Here is a 20573-nt window from a genome sequence, read left to right as displayed (position 1 = left end):
GTATTGTTAATTAGTTAATGATTTATTAATTATTATTTCATTAATTAGTATATTCTACCTACTATTTGTCATATTCATAATAGTACTTATAGTTTTAGATTCCATAACTCAGGTTCACCGATGGCTACCCCATGGGCTCCAGCCTCCACAACCTCTCTAACTTCATGTGCATGTTTAATTAATCCTGCTGTGATAATAGGGCAATCAATTTTATCGTAAAACTCACGAATGACCCTTGGCATTAATCCTGGCATTATTTCAATTGCATCGGGTTTTATATCTGAAATATTTTTAACTCCATTTTCATACGCATGTGTATCAATCATAAATAGATGCTGAACTGCTAATAACCCCTCTTTTTTAGCAGCTTGAATTAATTGATTTCTTGTGGAAACAATTCCATCTGGCTTTACCTTTTTCGACAAGTATTTTATTCCTTCTCGATCATTAGCTATCCCTTTTATTAAATCAATATGTAAGAAAATAGACTTGCTATGTTTTCTACTCATTTCTACACAATGCTCAATCGTAAAAATATCACCAGTCATCAAAAAGATCGTCTCAACAGGAGAAAGTGCAGCCTTCTCAATTAAAGAGACATCACGTACAGCAGCAATAATCGGATTACTTTTTACAATAGTCTTCTTCTCCATAATTTCGACCTCCAATAATTAAGAAAGATTACGTTTACTATATCAACCAATTATTAAGTAACTAATTAGATTATGTAAATCTTTATATTATTAGCAACAATTACTTCCGCTTTAGCTTCAGATAACTTATCATCAATTCTGCCCCAATGATATTACACAAAAGAAAGGACAACATAGAAATTCTAACGCAAATAAAAAAAAGCAGTAGAGCTTATAATAAGTCCACTGCCTTTTGTATTTCACTCCACCAACGAATGCTTAAACGCATATATCACCGCTTGAGTCCTATCCTGTACCTCTAGCTTACTTAATATATTACTCACATGTGTTTTAGCAGTTTTAAGTGCGATAAAAAGGTGATCAGCAATTTCTTGGTTCGTTTTTCCTTCAGTCATAAGAAGGAGAATTTCCATTTCTCTTGGGGTGAGCTGTTCGTGAGGATGACGGACCTCTTTTTGACGCATTTTCATCATCATTTTCCCAGTAACTTCCGGCTCTAGTATCGATTGGCCATGGAAGGTTGATCGAACTGCATTGGCGATTTCACTCGCTTTAGATGTCTTAAGCAGATAGCTTGTGGCGCCGGCCTCGAGAGCAGGATATACCTTCTCATCGTCAAGAAAGCTTGTCACGATAATGATTTTTGCTTCTGGCCAGCTTTCCATAATTAGCTTTGTCGCTTCAATTCCATCCATTTCCTTCATGACTAAGTCCATTAGAATAATGTCAGGACGAAGCCCGAGTGCGAGCTCCACTCCCTTCCCTCCATCATCAGCCTCACCAATTACTTCAATATCTGGCTGAGCTGATAAGTATGATGAAACTCCAATCCGTACCATTTCATGATCATCAATAAATACTACTTTAATCATCCTCTTCACCCTCTATACCAATCACAGGAACCTTTACCTCTAGGCGTGTCCCTTTATTTTTAAGACTAATCATTTTTAACGTACCACCAATTTCGACTGCTCGTTCGTGCATATTTTGAAGTCCGTATGAACCTGCTTTTGATTGTTCAACGTCAAAGCCGACTCCGTCATCAACAACACGTAAAATGACGAGGTCATCACGCTTAATTAATAGTACATCCAATGATATCGCTTTGGCGTGACGTAAAGTATTTGATACTGATTCTTGAAGAATTCGAAATAAATGATCCTCAACACCTTTATCTAGCGGGATCGGTTCAATTTTCCACTTTATGTCCATGGGTACTTTTTGTGATAATTCGACGAGTAGCTCCTGCATTCCTTCTTGTAGCGTTTTCCCTTTGAGTGCAACAGGTCGCAAATGAAGGAGTAGTGCTCTCATTTCAAGCTGTGATTGATGAATGGTTTCCTCTACCATTTTTAATTGCTTCGTTTCACGGTCATCTGAAAGAGGTCGTGTTTCGGTAATGGCTGACATCATCATTGAGGCTGCAAACAGCTGTTGACTAACCGAGTCGTGTAGCTCTCGCGCAAACCGGTTTCGCTCTTGTGAAACGATTTCTTGCATGCGTTTTTCTTGATCCTCAGCTTTTTCTTTCGCGAGTTTTTGAGATAGCTTTGTTTGCTCTGTTATTTGTTTATGTATCTTTTCAATTCGTGTCCATATCGCTTGAAGTTCTGGGAGAGTTGTTTGCTGTGGTGTAAAGGATCGGCCTTGCTCTAATTGCTGTAAGGTTCCCTCCAATGCGACTAGTTGCTTTCTCCAATAAAATCCAGAAAATAACCCAAAAAGGGCACCAACAAAGATGCACAAACTAGGTACAAAATAGATAAAAGGTAACTCCATGACATTTTCCCGCCATAAAGAAGACCAATTTTCTAACGGAAAGGAAATAAAAAACAAAGCCCCAAATGATAAAAGGAGAAAAAGTGCAAAAAGTGCCCCAGATAGGATTTGTCGTTGAATAATACTCATACTCGCTTCACCTCTAAATTCCCGGTAATAAGCGAGGTGATGATTTTCACTTTTTGTTCAGCCGTTTCATATCCAGCTGTTTGAAGGGACAAAGCCTCATTAATCACCCTTGGTTCTTGTTGTTCAAAAATTGTAGCAGCTCCAGCAATAACTGAATGGCTTACACTTACTTCGACTTCATATGGAACAAGAATTTGCAAGTTACCAATAAACTGGCGAATGGAAATAACAGATTCCCCTTTTGGCAAAACGGTATAGCTTAAATCAATGATGGTATCTCCAATTCCACCTTGGATGTTCACGTCATTCCATTCATACACATGTTCAGGTGTCTTCTGAGTACCAAACCACTGATTTCCAAATAATCTTTGACGTTTTAAGAGTGGCTCTGATTCCGGACTTACATGGATTTCTGATTCGTATATAACTGGCTTGATTAGCTCAGGGTTTTTCTTAGATTGGAAAAATTGCAGAAGTAAATATAGAAGAATCGCTAGAATAAAATAGCGAAATGTCATCATATTTAAGATGGTAATTAGAAGACTAATCCAACCAAACCAAAATAAAATTTTTCCGCGGAGGCGAGGCATCCATTTTCGACCAAAGTAGATACACCCTATGGAAAGTAGTAATGAAAAAATCAACCCTCCGTTAAAAAATGAAATTTCTAGGAGCAATAATAGAATTCCGATTAAAAGAATCCAACTTGTATAGTCTGCTTTCATTTTTTTAAACATATGGGCTGCCTCCTTTCTGGGGTGTAAAGATATGGGTGGTCGGATAAACCTCATTTATAAGTTAATTTAGATTAATTTTTGAAGTTATTGAATAGCAATCGGCTTAGTCGCCGATTGCTTTTAGTCTCGTACCCTAGTTCTCACTTCTAGAATACCACGTTTTTAGGAAGAAATAGTATCTTCTTTTTTCGCTTCTTTTTCTAATTGTGCAATGCGCGCATCGATCGTGTTGCGGTGATAATGTGAGTTTACTTGATGCTCTAGACGATCAAGATACGTTTCCATTTCTTCAAATCTTGAGAAAGATTTTGTTGAGTACGTGTTGTTGTCTAATACCTGATTCATACGGTGGTTTGCACGGGCAATGTTTTCACGGCCCATTAATTCCATTCGCTTGATATGCATATCTTTTAACTTATGCTTCATTTCCTCGTATTTGCGTTCTAATTCTTCTAACTGACGAATGGCTTGCTCACGAGATTCGGATAATTTCACGACGCGCTCTTCATAGTGGACCTGCTCTTGCATTGCAAATTCATAGAGCTCTGATTCACCTGCTTTTGATGCTACTTCTGCTTGATATTTGCGCTTATCTGCAAGAGTTTTTGCTTGATTATATTCACGATTGAACTCTTCTTTTAACAGATATTGTCTTTCAACCAGTTTACGTACCTTTTCCGTTTCTTGTTCACATTGTCTTAAGTATTGATTCAAAACTGCAATTGGATTTTTTTGTTCCTTTTGATCTATTACCTCGTGGAAATCAGCTGCAACTGTGTTTTTAATTCTTGTAAATAAGTTTGCCATGTTATTCTCTCCTTTATTTTAACATCATAATTTTTATAAATTTAAACTCAGTATCCGTTTCTGAATCCAGCTCCAGCGCCTAGCCCCTCGAGGTCATAAGTCAATTATAAATTGAAGGCAAAGAACGCCTTCTATTTATAATCGCCTTATGCTTGTCGGGGCTGTTCAAGGCGCTTCCGCTTTTTTTAGTAATTTCGTTTTAATTCAGACCATTCTTTTTCGAAATTTGTAAATGGATCGTTATCTTCTTTGATGACTTCCTTTTTGCTGTTGTTCCATTTTTTATAAATAACATACAAGATGTATGCAGCGACAAAGCCGAAGACTGCTGGAATGTTAGATGCTGATGCAAACAGAGCAATTACTCCGATGACCGCCAAGACAACCTTTTGAAATGTTGAATCTGTTTTAACAAAGCCTTTGTACGAGTAGTACATAATTACGAGGCTAATTCCAAGTGCAATCATCGGTGCCAAGTTTGCAAAGAGAACAATTAGCGCCACCCCACCTAATACTAATAACCCAAACTTTTTCATCGTTTGTTTCCTCCTTTCGTCTTTCTATGTTTCTATCTTACCTACATTTTAAAAAGCTCATAACGAGCTCTAGCTTTATTTTGAACTAAGACTTGAGACGTAGATGCAGTAAGACCCGTGCAGAATAGCACCGAAAAAACAGGCTTAGGCGAAAAATTCCATACATGATTTCGGTGGTTTTGGAAAAATATATGAAGTATACATATACATGTGAAACTGGAGGGATTTTTTTGACCGAACAGCGTAAGATGCCACATGCCCCTGAGCCTTATTGGAGAGATCAGATTGAGCTTCCAACTTACTCGAAGCTATCACACGACACTGAGGTTGATGTTTGTATTGTTGGCGGAGGGATCACAGGGCTTACAACTGCTTACTTACTTGTAAAAGAAGGAGTTAAGGTTGCTCTCCTTGAAGCTGACCGCATTCTAAATGGAACAACAGGCCATACCACGGCAAAAATTACCGCTCAACACGGCCTTATCTACGACGAGCTGATTAATCATATGGGAAAAGACAAGGCAAAGCTTTACTATGAGGCGAACAGTGAAGCGAAGGAGTTTATTAAGAATCACAGTCAAAAGCTGGGCATCGATTGTGATATGAGTGAAGAGGATGCCTATATATATGCAGTATCTGATGAATATGCTAAAAAAGTCGAGAAGGAATATGAAGCCTACCAAAAGTTAGGGATTACGAGTGAATTTGTTGATTCCATACCTTTTGATATAAAAATTAAAGGTGCCGCCGTTATGAAGAATCAAGCGCAATATCACCCTTTAAAATATTTAACAAAGCTCGCTCAAGAAATTACAAATGGTGGCGGGCAAATCTTCGAAAGTACAACTGCTGTCGATATCGACAAAGGACCAAAGCCCAGAGTAGTAACCAAGGATGGCCAACGGGTAACATGTAATACTGTTGTCGCCTGCTCTCATTTTCCTTTTTACGATGGAAATGGCTTTTATTTTACAAGAATGTATGCGAAAAGATCGTATATTTTAGCTGTTAAACCAAAGAACCCGTTTCCTGGTGGCATGTATTATAGTGCGGATACTCCAACTCGTTCTTTACGATTTACACCTTTTAATGGAGAAAAATTGATTTTAGTAAGCGGTGATGGTCACAAAACTGGACAAGGCTCCTCAACTAGTAAACATTACAAAGCACTCGAACAATTTAGCGAAGAAGTCTTAGGGGTTGAGTCGATCCCTTATCGCTGGTCTGCACAGGATTTAATAACCCTTGATAAAGTTCCGTATGTTGGTGCTATCACGGATAGTAAGCCAAATATCCTTGTTGCAACAGGCTTCAGAAAATGGGGAATGACAAACGGAACAGCCTCTGCACTAATCTTAAGAGACACAATTTTAAATAAAGATAATCCCTACAAAGAGCTTTATAGTCCTTCAAGATTCTATGCGGATCCTAGTATTAAGAAGTTTATTATGACCAACGCAGACGTAGCCGGACATTTAATTGAAGGAAAAGTAGATATAGCAGATAAACAAATCGATGATATCAGTAAGGATGAAGGTGCAGTTGTTGTTGTAAATGGAAAGCGTGCCGGAGCGTATCGAGATGATGTGGGTACACTTCATGTTGTCGATACAACGTGTACGCATTTAGGATGTGAAGTTGAATGGAATTGTGGTGATCGCACATGGGATTGCCCTTGTCATGGCTCAAGATTCTCTGTTAAAGGAGATGTAATTGAGGGCCCTGCACTGAAGCCCTTGAAGATGGTTGATTTAGATTAACTCTATCATTAATTAAACAAAGGCAAGAACTAAAAAACACTTTCGAAGGAGCAGATTAAGAATGAATAATAAGAAAGAAACTACGAATCAGAAAAAAACGATTAAAGGAAAGACGGATACTGTTAAAAATCATGTCGGAATGCAACAACCTACACCACAGCCTAAGGATTATGAGGAGATTGATTACTAATCTAAGCTGCTCTCGGCTAAGAATGAAAATATACATGATCAGCAAAACGTATCTCACCATCCGTTCTGATTTTAGGAGGCTGCTGAAAAAATAACGCTTTTTAAAATAGTGAAAAATTTCATCGGCATATAGATAATAAAAGAAGCTAACCACCTATATATAGTAGGTGATTAGCTTCTTTTTCTCTGTCAACAGATTCTTTCACGTTTCAGTTTGTCCAATTTTTATAATGTAGCCTTCTTTTTAAGAGGTATCTTTTTTAGCTACATTTGATTATGATCTTCTTACTCATTAATCAATCCTACCCTTTTGCTTAATACCAATTATTTCATAATCCGCGGACGAACTCAATCTATTAATTTCCCTTTCTTATGGTAGTGTAACCTCAAAAAAACTTATTTATTGTTCATTAATGTTACTATTTCGTCTACAGATTCCGTTCCCATACGAATAAGCGCTTCTTTTGTATTTGCTCCATTATGAGGGGTTCCAATAAAATTATTACAAGACAATAATGAGTGATCTTTTGAAATTGGCTCTTCAGCAAATACATCTAATGCTGCACCGAATAACTTATTCTGCTGTAACGCATTATAAAGATCCTTTTCATTGATTACTTTTCCTCTAGATGTATTAATTAAGATCGCATTTTTATTCATAATAGAAAGCTCACGTGCGGAAATCAAGTTTTCCGTATCTTTTGTCAAAGGCACAGACACACTAACTACGTGACTTTCTTTTAGTACATCATCTAAATGTTCACACTTTATAAATCCCTCTGTTTTACAGATTGTTTCGGTTGTGTAGGGATCATATACAAGTACTGTCATATTAAAAGCTGCTTTTAGTTTCTTTCCAACTAGGGTACCTATTTGTCCAAGTCCAATTAATCCAACAGTTTTATTTTGTAATTCAAAACCCGTTAATTCAAATGGAGAGTTTTTTCCAACTCCTGCTTTAACAATATTGTGAGAAAAATTGACTTTCCTTGCACAGTTTAATGTTAGAGAAATAACTAATTCAGCAACTGAATTGATATTCGCCTGAGGTGTGTTTGTCACTTTAATGCCTTTACTTTTTGCATACTTCAAGTCAATATTATCCAGACCTATGCCATGCTTTGCAATTATTTTTAGATGTGGCATTTTATCTATCGTTTCTTTTGTCATTTGAAAAGTTCGTATAATTACAGCTTCTGCATTAGCGTAGTTTTTAATTTCTTTATTTGTCCAATCCACTACGTCTAATTTCTCTCGAGCATATTTCAGAGCTTTTGAATCTATAGGGTCAAAAATAAAAGTTTTGATAGGAATCACCTCATAAAAGTTTAGAAATAAAGTTATAATAATTGGATTAAAGAAATTTAAAAAGACGAATAGTATTTATATATCTATCTATTAGACTTCTAATAGACTATTTTTTTCATAAACAGAAAGTATTTCGTCAATAGATCCTCTTTTAATTAAATCTCCTTCTAATTCAAGTTGTATGGAGTTAGAGAAAAACTTTTTCACACCTTCTGTTACGTAAGGTGTTATCTTAGCTTCTTCGATAACCTTACAGCTATCCGTCACTTCTTTAAAACGTCGAACTTTATGAATATGATGTGTATCAAATAATGCTTTACTAAAAGTACTAAATTTATTGTTTTCCATTGTTGTTGAAATACTATTCATTACTTCTTCTAATACATCATGATGTTTTGAAACTATCATTGTTTCTAGTATTAGAGCTTCTAAACCTTTCATAAAAACACTACGTAGTAATTTTATACTGGCTGCAGATCCATTCGGCAAATCTAAATTTACACAGTTAAAGCCTAGCTCTTTAAGGTAGATAGTAATTTCTCCAGAATCATCTCCACCAATTATGATTGGAACATTAAATTTTTCGGTTACTACAGTTCCCATAATTGCAGCATCTATATATCTTGCCCCTTGAATAGTAATTAATTCTTCACTCTTCTTCTTTACCTGTGGAGTACTAGTGGTTAGGTCAATTAATATAGCATTCTTTTTTATGCATTTGGATATGGCTTCAGCAACATTAAAAGCAGATCCACTATTCACAAGAGAAAATATAAGATCACACGTTGATGCTAAACTATCTATCGTAGGTTTAAAATGTATATTGGGATCTTCACTCATCTTTGGATTTTTATTTTCTTGATTAGCCAATAAAATATCATATACAAACAAAGTATTGTTTGTATTTAATAGACCTTCAATGAAAATCCTTCCTACTTCTCCATATCCAATAATTCCAATATTCAAATTTTTATCCAATGCAACTCATCTCTCTTCCTAAAACTTTTATTCTTTATATTTCACATCTCTACATCTCCAGTAACGATACGTTTGTTACGAATTGTAGATATGATACTTATCACTAAAGCAATTAAAGCTATTGTAAGAATTGTTCCAGAAATAGGACGTCCAAAAAATCCTAGAAAGTCTCCTTCAAAAATTGTTAATGATTGAATGAGTGTCTTTTCAAACAAAGATCCCAGAACAAATGCTAGAATAACAGGCGCTAGTGGAAAATTTACTTTTTTCAATAGATATCCTATTATTCCGAAAATCAACATTAAACTAACATCAAATAGACTATTATTTAAACTATAAGTTCCGACTATAACAATCATCATTATAATTGGAAAAAGTAACTTAAATGGTACTAGTGTAATTTTAGCCCATACATTAGCTAACGGTAGATTCAGTATTAATAAAATAACATTTCCTATAAACATACTTGCGATGATAGTCCATACTAAATCTGGATTTTTTTCAAATAACATTGGTCCAGGAGTTAGGCCATGCATTATAAATGCTCCTAGTAACACTGCTACAGTTGGCGAACTTGGAATTCCTAATGTGAACAAAGGAATTAAAGCACCACCGCTATAGGAATTATTTGCTGTTTCTGGTCCTGCAACACCTTCAATTGCACCATTTCCAAAACGCGATGGATCTTTGGCTATCTTCTTTTCCATAGAGTAACTCAAAATAGTCGGGATAACTGAATTGGTTCCAGGTATAAGCCCCATAAAAAAGCCTAATATACTTCCTCTGCCAATAGAATTCATAGCTGGTTTCCATTCATGTTTTTTAGGGAACATACCTTGTACCTTCATCGGTTTCTCGGGTTTCCCCTTAAAACTCTGTTCTGCATTCGTAAACAGTTCTGCTAGACCAAACAATCCCATTGCAACACATATAAAATCAATACCACTAACCAAATCAGTTTGTCCGAATGTAAAACGAACAACCCCTGTGCTTGGGTCCAGACCTATAAAAGCTAGAGTTAAGCCAAGTAAAGCTGCTAGAAGTCCTTTTACCAAAGAAGTTCCCATCAGCCCCAACAATAAAATTAATCCCATGACAACTAAAGCAAAAAATTCTGGTGGCCCAAACTTTAAAGCGACTTTTGCTAATGCTGGTCCTATAAGAACTAATCCAATAATTGAAACAATACCACCTATAAATGACCCGATAGCAGCTATGCCTAAAGCAGCTCCTGCCCTGCCTTGTTTAGCCATGGGATGTCCATCCAAACAGGTAATTAGAGAAGCTGCCTCTCCAGGTGTATTAATTAATACGGAAGTAATAGTTCCCCCGTACATTGATCCATAATAAATACCTGCAAGCATAATAATGGCTGTTACTGGCTCTAACCCAAAGGTTAATGGTAATAGTAAAGCTGTACCTGCAGTAGGTCCTAAACCAGGTAAAACTCCTATAAACATGCCAAAAGTGACCCCTAATAAACAAAAGATTAAATTTGTAACTGTTAATGCTTCACTAAAACCGAACATTAAAAATTCGAACGATTCCAAATAAATCACCTACCATCCATATTCGTTAAGTGGTAACGGTATACCCAATAAATTACCAAAAACCCAAAATACTAGCAGAGATAAACAAGCTGACATTCCAAGACTCCAATACCATTTGTAACCTAGGGAAAACAATGAAAATAACATTAGAGCACTACTAATAGTGAAACCTAGATATGGTGTAACGATTATATATAAGGTTAATGCTCCAATACTAATCAGTACATTAAATAATCCCTCTCTATTGGGTAAAATGCCCTTTAGATAAATTAATTCTTTTTTTAAGGATATGAAAAAGTAAACAATTGATAAAATAATCATTATTCCACTTGTCCATGATGGTAAAAAACCTGGTCCTGGTCCGTATTCACTGGAATATTCTAAAGAGCTAGCTTGAATAAAAATAATTACACTAAAGATTAAAAACAATATACTAATAAGAGCACCAAAATTTTTCACTACATACACCTCGACATTCTACTTTCATTAATATACAAAATACTCAATCTAAACTTTTATTTTAGATTGAGTATTTTTAATTACCAGTTCAAAAGTTCTTTAATATTTTCAATTCCATTTTCCTCGTTGATTAGAGCTTCTTCATACTCTTTTTCATTTAAATAATTTACCTGCAATCCGGCTTTTTCCATCGTTTTTATTTGTTCTTCATTTTTAATTGCTTTCTCAAAAGCATCTGTTAATACTTTTAACTTTTCTTCATCTACCCCTTTAGGTGCTGCATATCCTCTAGATGACCATGAAACCGCATTTTCAAAACCTTTTTCTTCTAAAGTTGGTACATCAGGTAGAAGTGGTGATCTTGTTTCATCCATGATCCCTAATACTTTAATCTCTTTATCATTATAGAGTGTAGTAACATCCCCTACATTTGCTAGTAATACGTCGACGTGGCCACCTAATACTGCTGTAACACTCTCTCCTGCACCACCATTATGGACTGCGTTAAACTTGGTTCCAAAATTTTTATTTAGTTTCAATGAAGCAATATGATCATCCCCAACAACTCCAGTTGAGGTTGTGGTTAGAACATTCTCCTTTGCATATTCAATTAATTCTTCTACAGTGTTAAATCTTTCTTCATCTTTTCTTACAGCTATAACGCCCGGATCTGTAATATGATTTGCTATAAGTGAGAAACTATCTAAACTTTCGTTTCTATCAACACTTGGATCCATATATCCAGTCATAAGATTAGGAGTGTTAATTAGTGCGATAGTATTCCCATCCGTTTTAGAATTCAATAACTCTTCCCATCCAACCCATCCACCAGCACCTGGCTTATTTACAACAACTACAGGAACACCAAGTTCTTTTTCAACGTATTGCATTAGCGTTCGAGCCCCAATATCTGAACTCCCGCCTGCAGAATAGGATACAATTACTTCAATGGGGCCATCTGGGTATGACCCTGAGTTTTGTTCGCCATTATTGTCGCCAGAGGCAGTATTATTAGAGCAACCACTAATAATAAGTGCAATTATTAAAAGAATACCTATACTCATATTTTTAAAATAAGTTTTCTTGTTCATTTAAAATTCCCCCTTTTTATTTATTTTAAATATTACAAAAATTATATACGCATTTATTTATTTATTCATAAATCAATAAATATTCGTATTTTTTTCTTTTAAAATTTGATTTAACCAACTACGATTCCATTGCAAATTTTCAATTGCTATCATATCATTTCTCTCAGAATCTAATTTTTTCTGAGCTTTCTCTATTAATATTTCGGAATCCTTTGGATCTATAACCACTACTCCGTCTTCATCCCCTAAAATAATATCACCTGGTTTAATGCTTACTCCTCCACAAGATATTGGAACGTTTATTTCTCCTGGTCCGTCTTTATAAGGACCTCGTGGCGATACTCCTGCAGCGTATATAGGAATTTCTATCTTTTTCAATGAAGATAAGTCCCTGATAGCTCCGTCTATTACAAATCCTCCTATTTCGTGTTTTTTTGCCCACATAGCCATTAATTCCCCCATTAAAGCATTGGTTAGCTCACCCTGACCGTCTACAACAATGATATCACCTTTATTAGCCATATCTAACGCTTTATGTAGTAATAGGTTATCACCAGGGCGTGTTTTAACTGTAAATGCTGGACCTAGTACTCCCTGTCCATTGATAGGTTTAATACGTGGATGGAGGCAAGACATTCTGTTCATATTATCTGCTACAACAGAGGAGGGAAAGTTTTTAAACCTTTGGATTAGTTCTTCAGATGGACGATTAATTTCCGAATAAATTCTCATTCCTATATTTGACATTAATAACCCTCTTCTCTCATTTTTATATTTTATACTTTCATTATTGATACAAGCCCATCGACGGGTTCACTATTTCAACTTTTTTATGTTAATAAAAGCCTTGTTAAGAACCTTCTCTAGTACATCTCTATTCCCTCCTGCAATATGAGGAGTAGCTAAAACACTGTCTAACTTTAATAACGGGTTATCTAAATCTACGGGTTCCGATTTCCAAGTTCAACAGCAGTGACGAGAACGCTTACATTTAAATCGTCAGCTAAAGCTACCTCATCAACAATACCTCCTCTCGATACATTTGCAATAATTGTATTGTCTTTTACTAATCTTAACTCCTTTACTTTAAATATTAATTAGGAGAAAGTAAAACGTTGATTTATAATAATTAATATTAACAATTTTGCTATTTAAGGGAGGAGTAAGATTTTGGATTTTGAAAAAATTAAAACATTTCTTTCTGTCTCGCGTAATAAAACATTTAGTGATGCTGCATTGGAATTACATCTTGCTCAAACAACCGTGAGTCATCGGATAAAATCCCTTGAAGAAGAGGTTGATCTTCAGTTATTTGAGAGGGGTAAAGGTAGAAAAGAAGTTATACTTACTCCTATAGGAGAAGAATTTTATAAAATTTCAGAGGAATGGTTACGTTTAGAAAATGAAGTCCAATTTCTTAGAACTCAAGGATTACTGTTGTCTTTAATTGTTGGGTCAGTAGATAGCTTAAACAGCTTTTTATTTCAAAATACTTATTTTCAATTGAGTAATAATTCAAATATCAAATTGCAAATTAAAACTCTACACTCAGGTGAAATATATTCTGAGGTTGAGAAAAGACATATAGATATTGGTTTTTCACTAAAAAACAGAGCTCATTCAAATGTTATAGTAGATAAATTTTTTCAGTCACCAATGGTTGTCATAAAAAGTTCTGAAAATATTGACAGCATCTCTACAATAATTCATCCAAAGGATTTAGATACACAAAATGAAGTATTTTTGCCTTGGGGAGAAGAATATATTTCTTGGCATGCTTATTGGTGGGATCCACTATCTATTTCTAGAGTAAATATGGATAATTCAAATATATTATTAAAACTATTAGAAAATAAAGAGAAATGGGCCATTGTTCCAAAGTTTATTGCTGAAGGTGTTTCTTCTAAATATAAAATCTTTGAATTAGTAGATAGACCACCAGATTATGTAGTATATAAACTAACTCATAAGAGTCCAACAACTCTTTCCAATCAGGCGATAGATTATTTTATTAAATGCTATCAAGAAAATCTTGGATGATTGTGTTCGATAAAGTAAAAATTGTGTTTCTAGAATCAGAATTTTGTATATAACTAAATAACTGTTAAATCAATCTAACTTTATGTTTTTCACAAGGAGTTACTCCATAGTCTGGCCCTTATATACAGTATAAGCCCGGAAAATCTTTCCAAAAATTGATAGAATACACCTTTTATCATTGAGTACATGTAGTCATTGATAAGTGTTTTATAGGCATGACCTGATCCCCCTCTATGGGGACAATTGGTCTAGCAGTTCTTTCAGCAGCAAATAAACTCTCTATCATACCTATCGCGCTTTCGCATACTGTCCTTGATGGCCCTTTCGTGGAAGGTCATCAGATAAATATAAAGAGACATTAAGAACACTAAGTGCTAATATAAGGAAACTTCATTTCCGGTCTTCGGTACCATTGTTACACATACCCCAATTCAAGCGTTTATTATGGTTGAGTCTTTTATTATTGACTCAAATCTTATATCATTATTTTGATTCAGAAACAACAGTGAATCGTTCGTTTATATGTTGCGGATTTTCAATTTCATCTAACACAGCTATCGCACAATCTGCATAACTAATATAACTATTGCCTTTAGAATTCACAAGCAAGTTATCTTTCCCTATTTGATAGGTACCTGTTCTTGGACCTTCAGGATCGAAAGTAGCCGAAGGACTAAGATATGTCCAAGTTATACCTTGTGATTTTTGTAACTCTTTAAGATTTCGCCCTTGTCCTTTTGCGGTTCGTTTAACCACATCCGAGAGATCAGGAGTATCGAAAAGCTGAGTGGATTTATCCTCATCAACATAAAGGCTGCCTGCCCCTCCGACGATAATGGCCCTTGTAGTAATCCCTTTTAAAGCTTCAATTAACGAATGTCCAGCTGTAACGTGAGGTTCTTCTTCACCTAGAGGCGCACCGAAAGCATTAACGACGACTTCGTAAGACTTAAGGTCCTCTGATGAAAGATCATAGATATCTTTCTCTACAACTTTTACATTTTGAATCGTTAAAATCGAGGTATTTCTTACAATAGCTATTACATCATGCCCCCGTTCAATAGCTTCTTTTAAAATGTAGTTTCCTGCTTTTCCACTTGCTCCAATAATTCCTATTTTCATTTGCAATTCCTCCTAAAAATTAGTTGTAATCATAAAAGTTACGTAACCTTTTACCCTATAAGGGCATGGTACTAGCTGCGTCTAAAAGCGCGGATTTGCCAGCCTTTTCACCGGCTACCCCTGATAGGGTTATCGATTTGCCTTGTCTTCGATGATATACGCCTTTTCTTGCAAAGGGGACTTTTATTCATCATGTTTCACGGCTCTTGTGTCTGCCCCCTTCACCAAAATAATTTGTACCAACGACTCCTATAATAATGACAATTGCTCCAACTAGATGGTATAGATGAAATTCTTCCTGCAAAAAAACTACCCCCGCTAAAATCGTAATAAGCGTAGCAAAATTACTGAAAACACTCATTTTAGACGCCTCTATTTTTGATAAGACAAAATTAGAAAGATACGATGTAACGAGTGATGATAAAATACCTAAATATAAAATGGATATGACAAAATCAGTGTGCATAAGAGGTTGGGAAAATTGCTTGATTGTACCGTTCATCACATGATTTCCAATCGCAATTACGTTAAACACAATAAAGCCAATTAATGTCATCACATAAGTTAATGTCAATAATGAATATTGCTGTGTTAGCTTTCTTGCAAAAATGTTATAAAGCGCAGCGGCTACAGCTGATAGTAAAATTAATCCATTACCAATCAAATTAGTCATTTCTGCTCCTACACCATTCATAAAAAGAATGTAGATCACACCAATCACAGATAAACTAATGAATACTAGCTGTCCACCTGTCGCCCTCTCCTTCAACAATTCCCTCGCAAACACTAAAGTAAAAATAGGGACAGTTGCATGAATAATTCCTGCTTCCGAAGAGGATGTATGAGCTAATCCAAACACTTGTAAAGCAAAAAATAACATAGGGTAAAATATCGCTAATGGCAGGATCTGAAGTAGATCTTTCCAATCGAACTTTAATTTGTCTTTATTAATTCGCACTAAAATGGTGGCGCCGATCAACGCAATCGTAAATCGATGTGCGAGTATATCCAGTGGGCTCGCAACAGTTAAGGTCATTTTGACAAACATAAACGAAAGCCCAATAATGAATGCATAGATAATCGCCGCGATATACGCCTTTCTCTTATCTGCCATATAATCTACCCCTTCTATTTTCTATCCGGCCGGTAAAGCTATTGTATTAAAAGATAACATTTTGCACGATATAAAAAATACGCTTCTGTACCGATACAGATCTAAAAGGAGGTTTAACATGCTCAAATATGAATCTATATGCGAGGGACTCATGAATCAAATTCAAACAGGCGGCCTACACTCTGGTGCAAAACTGCCCTCTATTCGAAATTTATCACAACACTTTTCGTGTAGTAAAAGTACAATACTAACTGCTTTAAAAAGACTTGAAGATCAACACCTGATTTATGCAATTCCTAAAAGTGGCTATTATGTCGTGGACCATCAAATGCCACATAAACCATCACCTACTGATTTCATAGACTTTTCGACTTCATCACCAACGTGGCACGCTTTTCCTTACAAAGACTTTCTACATTGCATCAATAAAGCAATCGATACATATCAAGAAGACTTATTTCGATATGGTACGCCAAGCGGTTTGCCATCATTAATTACAGAGGCTCAAAAGTTGTTAGAAACGTATCAAGTATTTACGCATGCAGATAATATTTTCGTTACTCCAGGTGTCCAGCAAGCATTATCTTTATTGAGCATTATGCCGTTTCCAAATAATCGCAAAACCATTCTTGTAGAACAACCAGGCTATCACTTATACATGGACTTTTTAAAAACGTATCAACTACAAGCTGTTGGCATTAAACGTACAACTGATGGCATTGATTTAGATGAATTAGAACAAATTTTTCGTCAAGGTGATATTAAGTTTTTTTATTCAATGCCACGATTCCATAACCCTTTAGGTACTTCTTATAGTAAAAAAGAAAAGGAATCCATTCTCCAACTAGCCAATGAATATGCTGTGTATATCGTAGAAGATGATTATTTAGCGGACTTTGAACAAAATACGAAACTGGATCCGCTATTTGCAAATGATGTACACGAACGTGTTATTTATTTAAAAAGTTTTTCTAAAATTATGTTTCCTGGCTTACGAATTGGACTCGCAATATTGCCTAATGCGTTAAAAAACAATTTTCAACAATATAAAAATACCACGGATATTGATAGCTCGATGATTTCACAAGCTGCCTTAGAGCTTTATTTGAAAAGTGGCATGTTTGAACGCTATCGAGTGCAAGTAAGTGAGGCTTATACTACTCGTGCAAAAATCCTGCAGCAATCCCTTAAAACACATTTGCCAATGTATGAAACACCTTCAGCAATTAGCATGCACAGCCATATCGTTTTGCCAAAACAGGTCGATATGAACTCACTTATTCATCATTTAGCACAGCAGCATATTTTACTAGATACAATTGACCGAAATTATTTAGATGGATTTTATCGTGAAAGAATTTTAAAGTTAAATGTTTCGAATGTAGAAGAGCATAAAATTGAGGCCGGTATCAAAGAAATTGCAATCGCTTTGAGTAGCGTTAGAAACTACTTTATTTAAAACAAAAAACACGATGAAAATTGGGGCATTCACTCAATTTTCATCGTGTTGAATTATAGTATTTCGATATACCCTTCTGTTCCATGCACGCGAATTCGTTGCCCGTCTCTTATCAGTTTGGTAGCATTTTCCACCCCAACAACTGCTGGTAAGCCATATTCACGTGCGATAACTGCTCCATGGGTCATCAGTCCACCAACTTCGGTGACTAGGCCTTTTATGGATACAAACAATGGTGTCCAGCTAGGGTCAGTAAAGGAGGTGACTAATATATCTCCATCTTCTAGATCAGCATCTTCCATGTTTAAGATGACACGTGCTCGTCCCTCTATAACTCCGGAAGAAACAGGTAGACCTACAATAGCTTCGGCTGGGAGATTTTCTCGTTTGTACTCACCTACAATGATTTCACCATCAGACGTGATAACACGTGGTGGAGTTAGTTTTTCATATAATTTGTACTCGTCTTTTCGTTTGCTGATGATCTGGTAATCTAGTTTATTTTTGCGTACGACTTCGTGAAGTTCTTCAAAAGTGAGATAGTATATATCTTCTTTTTCATGAATAACGTTGGCTTGTACGAGTTGTTCGGCTTCTTTCAGTAAAGCCTGCTTATAAACGAAGTAGCGATTAACCATGCCGTATTTTGGATATTCCCTAAACCCGCTGAAATTCCGGATTAGGTCGATCATTCGTTTTGTTTCTTTGGCTTTTTGTTCACCATCCGGTAATTGCTTCATTCGATCTAATAACTCTTGTTCTTTTTTCAAAGCTCCCTGTCGCCCTTGCTCAAATTTCCGATTGCTAGCATTAGGCTCAAAGTTTTTGATATTACTAAGAATCACAGGGACAAGTGTAGTTGGTTTTTCGCTCCAACGAGTTTTAGTAATATCGATTTCTCCGGTACATCGCATTCCGTATTTGCTGAGATAATCATAGATAGCGTCTTGGGTTTCCTGTCCACCATCAAACTTAACCAGTTCATCCAAAAAATTATTATCTTTTACATGTTGTAAATAATCAATTACTTCTGGATAAGGACGAATCACATCTGCGACATCCAATAGCGCCAGACCCATTTCCGAAGTAATATTGTTTGGTACAGATTGAGAAAGCGTATCTGCTACGTTTTTTTCACCTAACCACTTGTTCATTTTTTCATTGATCCATGATGAAGCATCCATAGCAGCCATAATCACACCCAAACTTTGTGGGTCAAATAAAATCTTCTTTAATTGCTGGATATCTTCTAGAATAAAATCAAATAAATCTGATCCTGATTTCGTTTGGATGTTTTGTTTTAACTCTTCTATCGATGTTTGACAACTCTTAATCAAATCAGAAACGATTGTCGGATCGTTTTCGATTTGTGCTTGAAAACCAACAGACGACATACCTTTATTGCTTTTACTGGGACTCAGTTCTTTTTTATCATTTGGTAACGATTTTATAAAATCTCCTCGCTTTATTATGGTCATAAGTGCGTCTTTTATGAGCGGATCGGACTGTCCCAGGGTATCTAATAAAATTTCTCTGCTAACAGGTGAAGCCAGATTATGTGTGATATCAACAAACAACCTTCCACCAGCTTTACGCATAGGTGCAAGAGTCGTTAACAGGAAAAAAGACAATCCCAGTGGTTTCATGGGATCGGTCATCATTTGTTGATGACCTACAGATACGTAAACGTGATTTTCTTGATCATTCGCTTCAGGGATCGGGTATAAAGTAGTGATGGGACGGCTTTGAACGATGTAAATTTTATTGTCAACAAGACACCATTCAATATCTTGCGGACATCCAAAATACGCTTCAAGCTTTCTACCGATCTGTTCTAGCTCTAACACTTGCTTATCTGACAAGGTCGATAGATTCTGCTGACGCAGCTCAATTTCCTTTTTCTCCGTCCCGCCTTCTTTTCGTGCATATATAGCCAACTTTTTGCTAGAAATCGTCTTCTCCACAATCCTACCTTCCTGCACTTTATAATTGTCCGCAGACACTATGCCAGAGACAAGTGCCTCACCCAGTCCAAAGCTAGCATCGATCGACAACACCTTGCGGTTTGAAGTAACTGGGTCAGCTGTAAATAGTATTCCGGAAGCTTGTGGAAAAATCATCCTTTGAATAACAACAGACAGATAAACCTTACGATGGTCAAATCCGTTTTGTATTCGATAAATCACAGCACGATCAGTAAATAGTGAAGCCCAGCACTTACTAATATGTTGTAAAATTGCATCTTTTCCTTTGATGTTTAGATAGGTATCCTGTTGACCAGCAAAGGAGGCAAATGGAAGATCCTCGGCTGTAGCACTTGAACGAACAGCATATGCATGCTCGAAACCAAAACTTAAGAGACATCGATCGATATCTTCTTCGATCCCCTTCTCGATCTCGATCCCCTCAATCAGCTCACGAATCTTCCTGCTAATTTCACTAATTCTTTCTCGTTCGTCCACTTTTTGAACTGCTAGTTGATCCAGTAATTGATGAAGCTCCTCATTTTTCCCAATGACTCTTTTATATGCCTCAGTGGTAACACAAAATCCCTCTGGTACAAGTATTCCTTCAATCCTCGAACATTCACCCAAATTCATCCCTTTGCCACCGACCACCATTTGTCTCGTTTTATCGATCTCCCGAAACTCTAGTACATATGGTTTCATTTCTTTCCCTCCCATTTATCGCTCAATACCAAGACGAATCATATGACAAAAATTGTTCATCTGATTAACCTTTGTTCTGTAATTGTTTCCATTACGCTGTCCACTCGTTCTTGCTCCTGGCGAAGTTCCATGTTCATATCAAACACTCCTTTAAAAAAATAAAAATAGGGGTTGACTGAAAAGGATTTTATGA

Annotated in this window: 20 protein-coding genes; 4 read left to right on the top strand and 16 right to left on the bottom strand. The window is 36.0% G+C overall.

Features of this window, described 5'->3' with window-relative positions:
* Positions 1-86: 86 nt before the first annotated feature.
* The 6 genes from ACFFIX_RS13175 to ACFFIX_RS13150 all read right to left on the bottom strand — a co-directional run bounded on the left by ACFFIX_RS13175 (position 87) and on the right by ACFFIX_RS13150 (position 4641).
* On the bottom strand, positions 87-653 hold the full coding sequence (locus ACFFIX_RS13175) for a glycerol-3-phosphate responsive antiterminator (protein WP_378934627.1): 567 nt from the start codon (positions 651-653) through the stop codon (positions 87-89).
* 239 nt (positions 654-892) lie between these two features.
* Positions 893-1525, bottom strand: coding sequence for a response regulator transcription factor (locus ACFFIX_RS13170; protein ID WP_378934625.1), 633 nt, complete (start codon positions 1523-1525; stop codon positions 893-895).
* Positions 1518-2561 carry a sensor histidine kinase gene (locus ACFFIX_RS13165; RefSeq protein ID WP_378934623.1) on the bottom strand — a complete coding sequence of 348 codons (1044 nt, stop codon included), beginning with the start codon at positions 2559-2561 and terminating at the stop codon, positions 1518-1520. Before ACFFIX_RS13165 ends, ACFFIX_RS13170 begins: the two co-directional genes overlap by 8 nt.
* Positions 2558-3298 (bottom strand): cell wall-active antibiotics response protein LiaF, encoded by a 741-nt coding sequence (gene liaF / locus ACFFIX_RS13160; RefSeq protein ID WP_378934621.1) that lies wholly within the window; start codon positions 3296-3298, stop codon positions 2558-2560. Before liaF ends, ACFFIX_RS13165 begins: the two co-directional genes overlap by 4 nt.
* A gap of 162 nt (positions 3299-3460) precedes the next feature.
* Complete coding sequence (locus ACFFIX_RS13155) at positions 3461-4105, bottom strand: PspA/IM30 family protein (RefSeq protein WP_378934619.1); 645 nt, start codon at positions 4103-4105, stop codon at positions 3461-3463.
* 185 nt (positions 4106-4290) lie between these two features.
* Positions 4291-4641, bottom strand: a complete 351-nt coding sequence (locus tag ACFFIX_RS13150; protein WP_378934617.1) for a lmo0954 family membrane protein — start codon at positions 4639-4641, stop codon at positions 4291-4293.
* A 248-nt stretch (positions 4642-4889) separates the two neighbouring features.
* On the opposite strand from ACFFIX_RS13150, the gene ACFFIX_RS13145 reads away from it, so the two are divergent.
* Both ACFFIX_RS13145 and ACFFIX_RS13140 read left to right on the top strand, forming a co-directional pair.
* Complete coding sequence (locus ACFFIX_RS13145; protein ID WP_378934849.1) at positions 4890-6401, top strand: FAD-dependent oxidoreductase; 1512 nt, start codon at positions 4890-4892, stop codon at positions 6399-6401.
* Positions 6402-6462: 61 nt separating this feature from the next.
* Positions 6463-6591, top strand: coding sequence for a hypothetical protein (locus tag ACFFIX_RS13140; protein WP_378934615.1), 129 nt, complete (start codon positions 6463-6465; stop codon positions 6589-6591).
* Between the two features lie 395 nt (positions 6592-6986).
* Here ACFFIX_RS13140 and ACFFIX_RS13135 read toward each other — a convergent pair whose 3' ends face one another.
* The 7 genes from ACFFIX_RS13135 to ACFFIX_RS13105 all read right to left on the bottom strand — a co-directional run bounded on the left by ACFFIX_RS13135 (position 6987) and on the right by ACFFIX_RS13105 (position 13070).
* The gene (locus tag ACFFIX_RS13135) at positions 6987-7907 is read right to left on the bottom strand and encodes a hydroxyacid dehydrogenase (RefSeq protein ID WP_378934613.1); all 921 of its coding nucleotides are present in this window, start codon (positions 7905-7907) and stop codon (positions 6987-6989) included.
* Between the two features lie 81 nt (positions 7908-7988).
* Positions 7989-8864 carry an NAD(P)-binding domain-containing protein gene (locus tag ACFFIX_RS13130; RefSeq protein ID WP_378934611.1) on the bottom strand — a complete coding sequence of 292 codons (876 nt, stop codon included), beginning with the start codon at positions 8862-8864 and terminating at the stop codon, positions 7989-7991.
* Between the two features lie 53 nt (positions 8865-8917).
* The gene (locus ACFFIX_RS13125; RefSeq protein WP_378934609.1) at positions 8918-10435 is read right to left on the bottom strand and encodes a tripartite tricarboxylate transporter permease; all 1518 of its coding nucleotides are present in this window, start codon (positions 10433-10435) and stop codon (positions 8918-8920) included.
* Positions 10436-10885: a tripartite tricarboxylate transporter TctB family protein gene (locus ACFFIX_RS13120; RefSeq protein ID WP_378934607.1), complete on the bottom strand. Its 450-nt coding sequence runs from the start codon at positions 10883-10885 to the stop codon at positions 10436-10438. It lies immediately after the preceding gene.
* Between the two features lie 80 nt (positions 10886-10965).
* Positions 10966-11976 carry a tripartite tricarboxylate transporter substrate binding protein gene (locus ACFFIX_RS13115; RefSeq protein WP_378934605.1) on the bottom strand — a complete coding sequence of 337 codons (1011 nt, stop codon included), beginning with the start codon at positions 11974-11976 and terminating at the stop codon, positions 10966-10968.
* A gap of 72 nt (positions 11977-12048) precedes the next feature.
* Entirely contained in the window at positions 12049-12723 is a 675-nt protein-coding gene (locus ACFFIX_RS13110) for an RraA family protein (protein WP_378934603.1), read from the bottom strand.
* Between the two features lie 194 nt (positions 12724-12917).
* Positions 12918-13070: an NAD(P)-dependent oxidoreductase gene (locus ACFFIX_RS13105; protein WP_378934847.1), complete on the bottom strand. Its 153-nt coding sequence runs from the start codon at positions 13068-13070 to the stop codon at positions 12918-12920.
* 76 nt (positions 13071-13146) lie between these two features.
* Here ACFFIX_RS13105 and ACFFIX_RS13100 point away from each other — a divergent pair, with 76 nt between their 5' ends.
* Positions 13147-14016 carry a LysR family transcriptional regulator gene (locus ACFFIX_RS13100; protein ID WP_378934601.1) on the top strand — a complete coding sequence of 290 codons (870 nt, stop codon included), beginning with the start codon at positions 13147-13149 and terminating at the stop codon, positions 14014-14016.
* 483 nt (positions 14017-14499) lie between these two features.
* Here ACFFIX_RS13100 and ACFFIX_RS13095 read toward each other — a convergent pair whose 3' ends face one another.
* Positions 14500-15138: an NAD(P)-dependent oxidoreductase gene (locus ACFFIX_RS13095; RefSeq protein ID WP_378934599.1), complete on the bottom strand. Its 639-nt coding sequence runs from the start codon at positions 15136-15138 to the stop codon at positions 14500-14502.
* A gap of 190 nt (positions 15139-15328) precedes the next feature.
* Positions 15329-16252 carry a DMT family transporter gene (locus ACFFIX_RS13090; RefSeq protein WP_378934597.1) on the bottom strand — a complete coding sequence of 308 codons (924 nt, stop codon included), beginning with the start codon at positions 16250-16252 and terminating at the stop codon, positions 15329-15331.
* 118 nt (positions 16253-16370) lie between these two features.
* On the opposite strand from ACFFIX_RS13090, the gene ACFFIX_RS13085 reads away from it, so the two are divergent.
* Positions 16371-17711: an aminotransferase-like domain-containing protein gene (locus ACFFIX_RS13085; protein WP_378934595.1), complete on the top strand. Its 1341-nt coding sequence runs from the start codon at positions 16371-16373 to the stop codon at positions 17709-17711.
* A gap of 53 nt (positions 17712-17764) precedes the next feature.
* Here ACFFIX_RS13085 and ppsA read toward each other — a convergent pair whose 3' ends face one another.
* Entirely contained in the window at positions 17765-20380 is a 2616-nt protein-coding gene (gene ppsA, locus ACFFIX_RS13080) for a phosphoenolpyruvate synthase (protein ID WP_378934593.1), read from the bottom strand.
* Positions 20381-20573: the final 193 nt, after the last annotated feature.

Origin of the sequence: Metabacillus herbersteinensis, assembly GCF_042433335.1 — a bacterium.
GTDB classification, from domain to species: domain Bacteria; phylum Bacillota; class Bacilli; order Bacillales; family Bacillaceae; genus Metabacillus; species Metabacillus herbersteinensis.
The sequence above is the reverse complement of the archived record's forward strand: the minus strand, read 5'-3'. Positions and strand labels throughout refer to the sequence as shown.

What these genes read in the sequence shown, in the direction of transcription:
- ACFFIX_RS13175 (WP_378934627.1), bottom strand. Translation starts at nt 653, where the DNA reads ATGGAGAAGAAGACTATTGTAAAAAGTAATCCGATTATTGCTGCTGTA.
- ACFFIX_RS13170 (WP_378934625.1), bottom strand. Translation starts at nt 1,525, where the DNA reads ATGATTAAAGTAGTATTTATTGATGATCATGAAATGGTACGGATTGGA.
- ACFFIX_RS13165 (WP_378934623.1), bottom strand. Translation starts at nt 2,561, where the DNA reads ATGAGTATTATTCAACGACAAATCCTATCTGGGGCACTTTTTGCACTT.
- liaF (WP_378934621.1), bottom strand. Translation starts at nt 3,298, where the DNA reads ATGTTTAAAAAAATGAAAGCAGACTATACAAGTTGGATTCTTTTAATC.
- ACFFIX_RS13155 (WP_378934619.1), bottom strand. Translation starts at nt 4,105, where the DNA reads ATGGCAAACTTATTTACAAGAATTAAAAACACAGTTGCAGCTGATTTC.
- ACFFIX_RS13150 (WP_378934617.1), bottom strand. Translation starts at nt 4,641, where the DNA reads ATGAAAAAGTTTGGGTTATTAGTATTAGGTGGGGTGGCGCTAATTGTT.
- ACFFIX_RS13145 (WP_378934849.1), top strand. Translation starts at nt 4,890, where the DNA reads ATGCCACATGCCCCTGAGCCTTATTGGAGAGATCAGATTGAGCTTCCA.
- ACFFIX_RS13140 (WP_378934615.1), top strand. Translation starts at nt 6,463, where the DNA reads ATGAATAATAAGAAAGAAACTACGAATCAGAAAAAAACGATTAAAGGA.
- ACFFIX_RS13115 (WP_378934605.1), bottom strand. Translation starts at nt 11,976, where the DNA reads ATGAACAAGAAAACTTATTTTAAAAATATGAGTATAGGTATTCTTTTA.
- ACFFIX_RS13110 (WP_378934603.1), bottom strand. Translation starts at nt 12,723, where the DNA reads ATGTCAAATATAGGAATGAGAATTTATTCGGAAATTAATCGTCCATCT.
- ACFFIX_RS13095 (WP_378934599.1), bottom strand. Translation starts at nt 15,138, where the DNA reads ATGAAAATAGGAATTATTGGAGCAAGTGGAAAAGCAGGAAACTACATT.
- ACFFIX_RS13090 (WP_378934597.1), bottom strand. Translation starts at nt 16,252, where the DNA reads ATGGCAGATAAGAGAAAGGCGTATATCGCGGCGATTATCTATGCATTC.
- ACFFIX_RS13085 (WP_378934595.1), top strand. Translation starts at nt 16,371, where the DNA reads ATGCTCAAATATGAATCTATATGCGAGGGACTCATGAATCAAATTCAA.
- ppsA (WP_378934593.1), bottom strand. Translation starts at nt 20,380, where the DNA reads ATGAAACCATATGTACTAGAGTTTCGGGAGATCGATAAAACGAGACAA.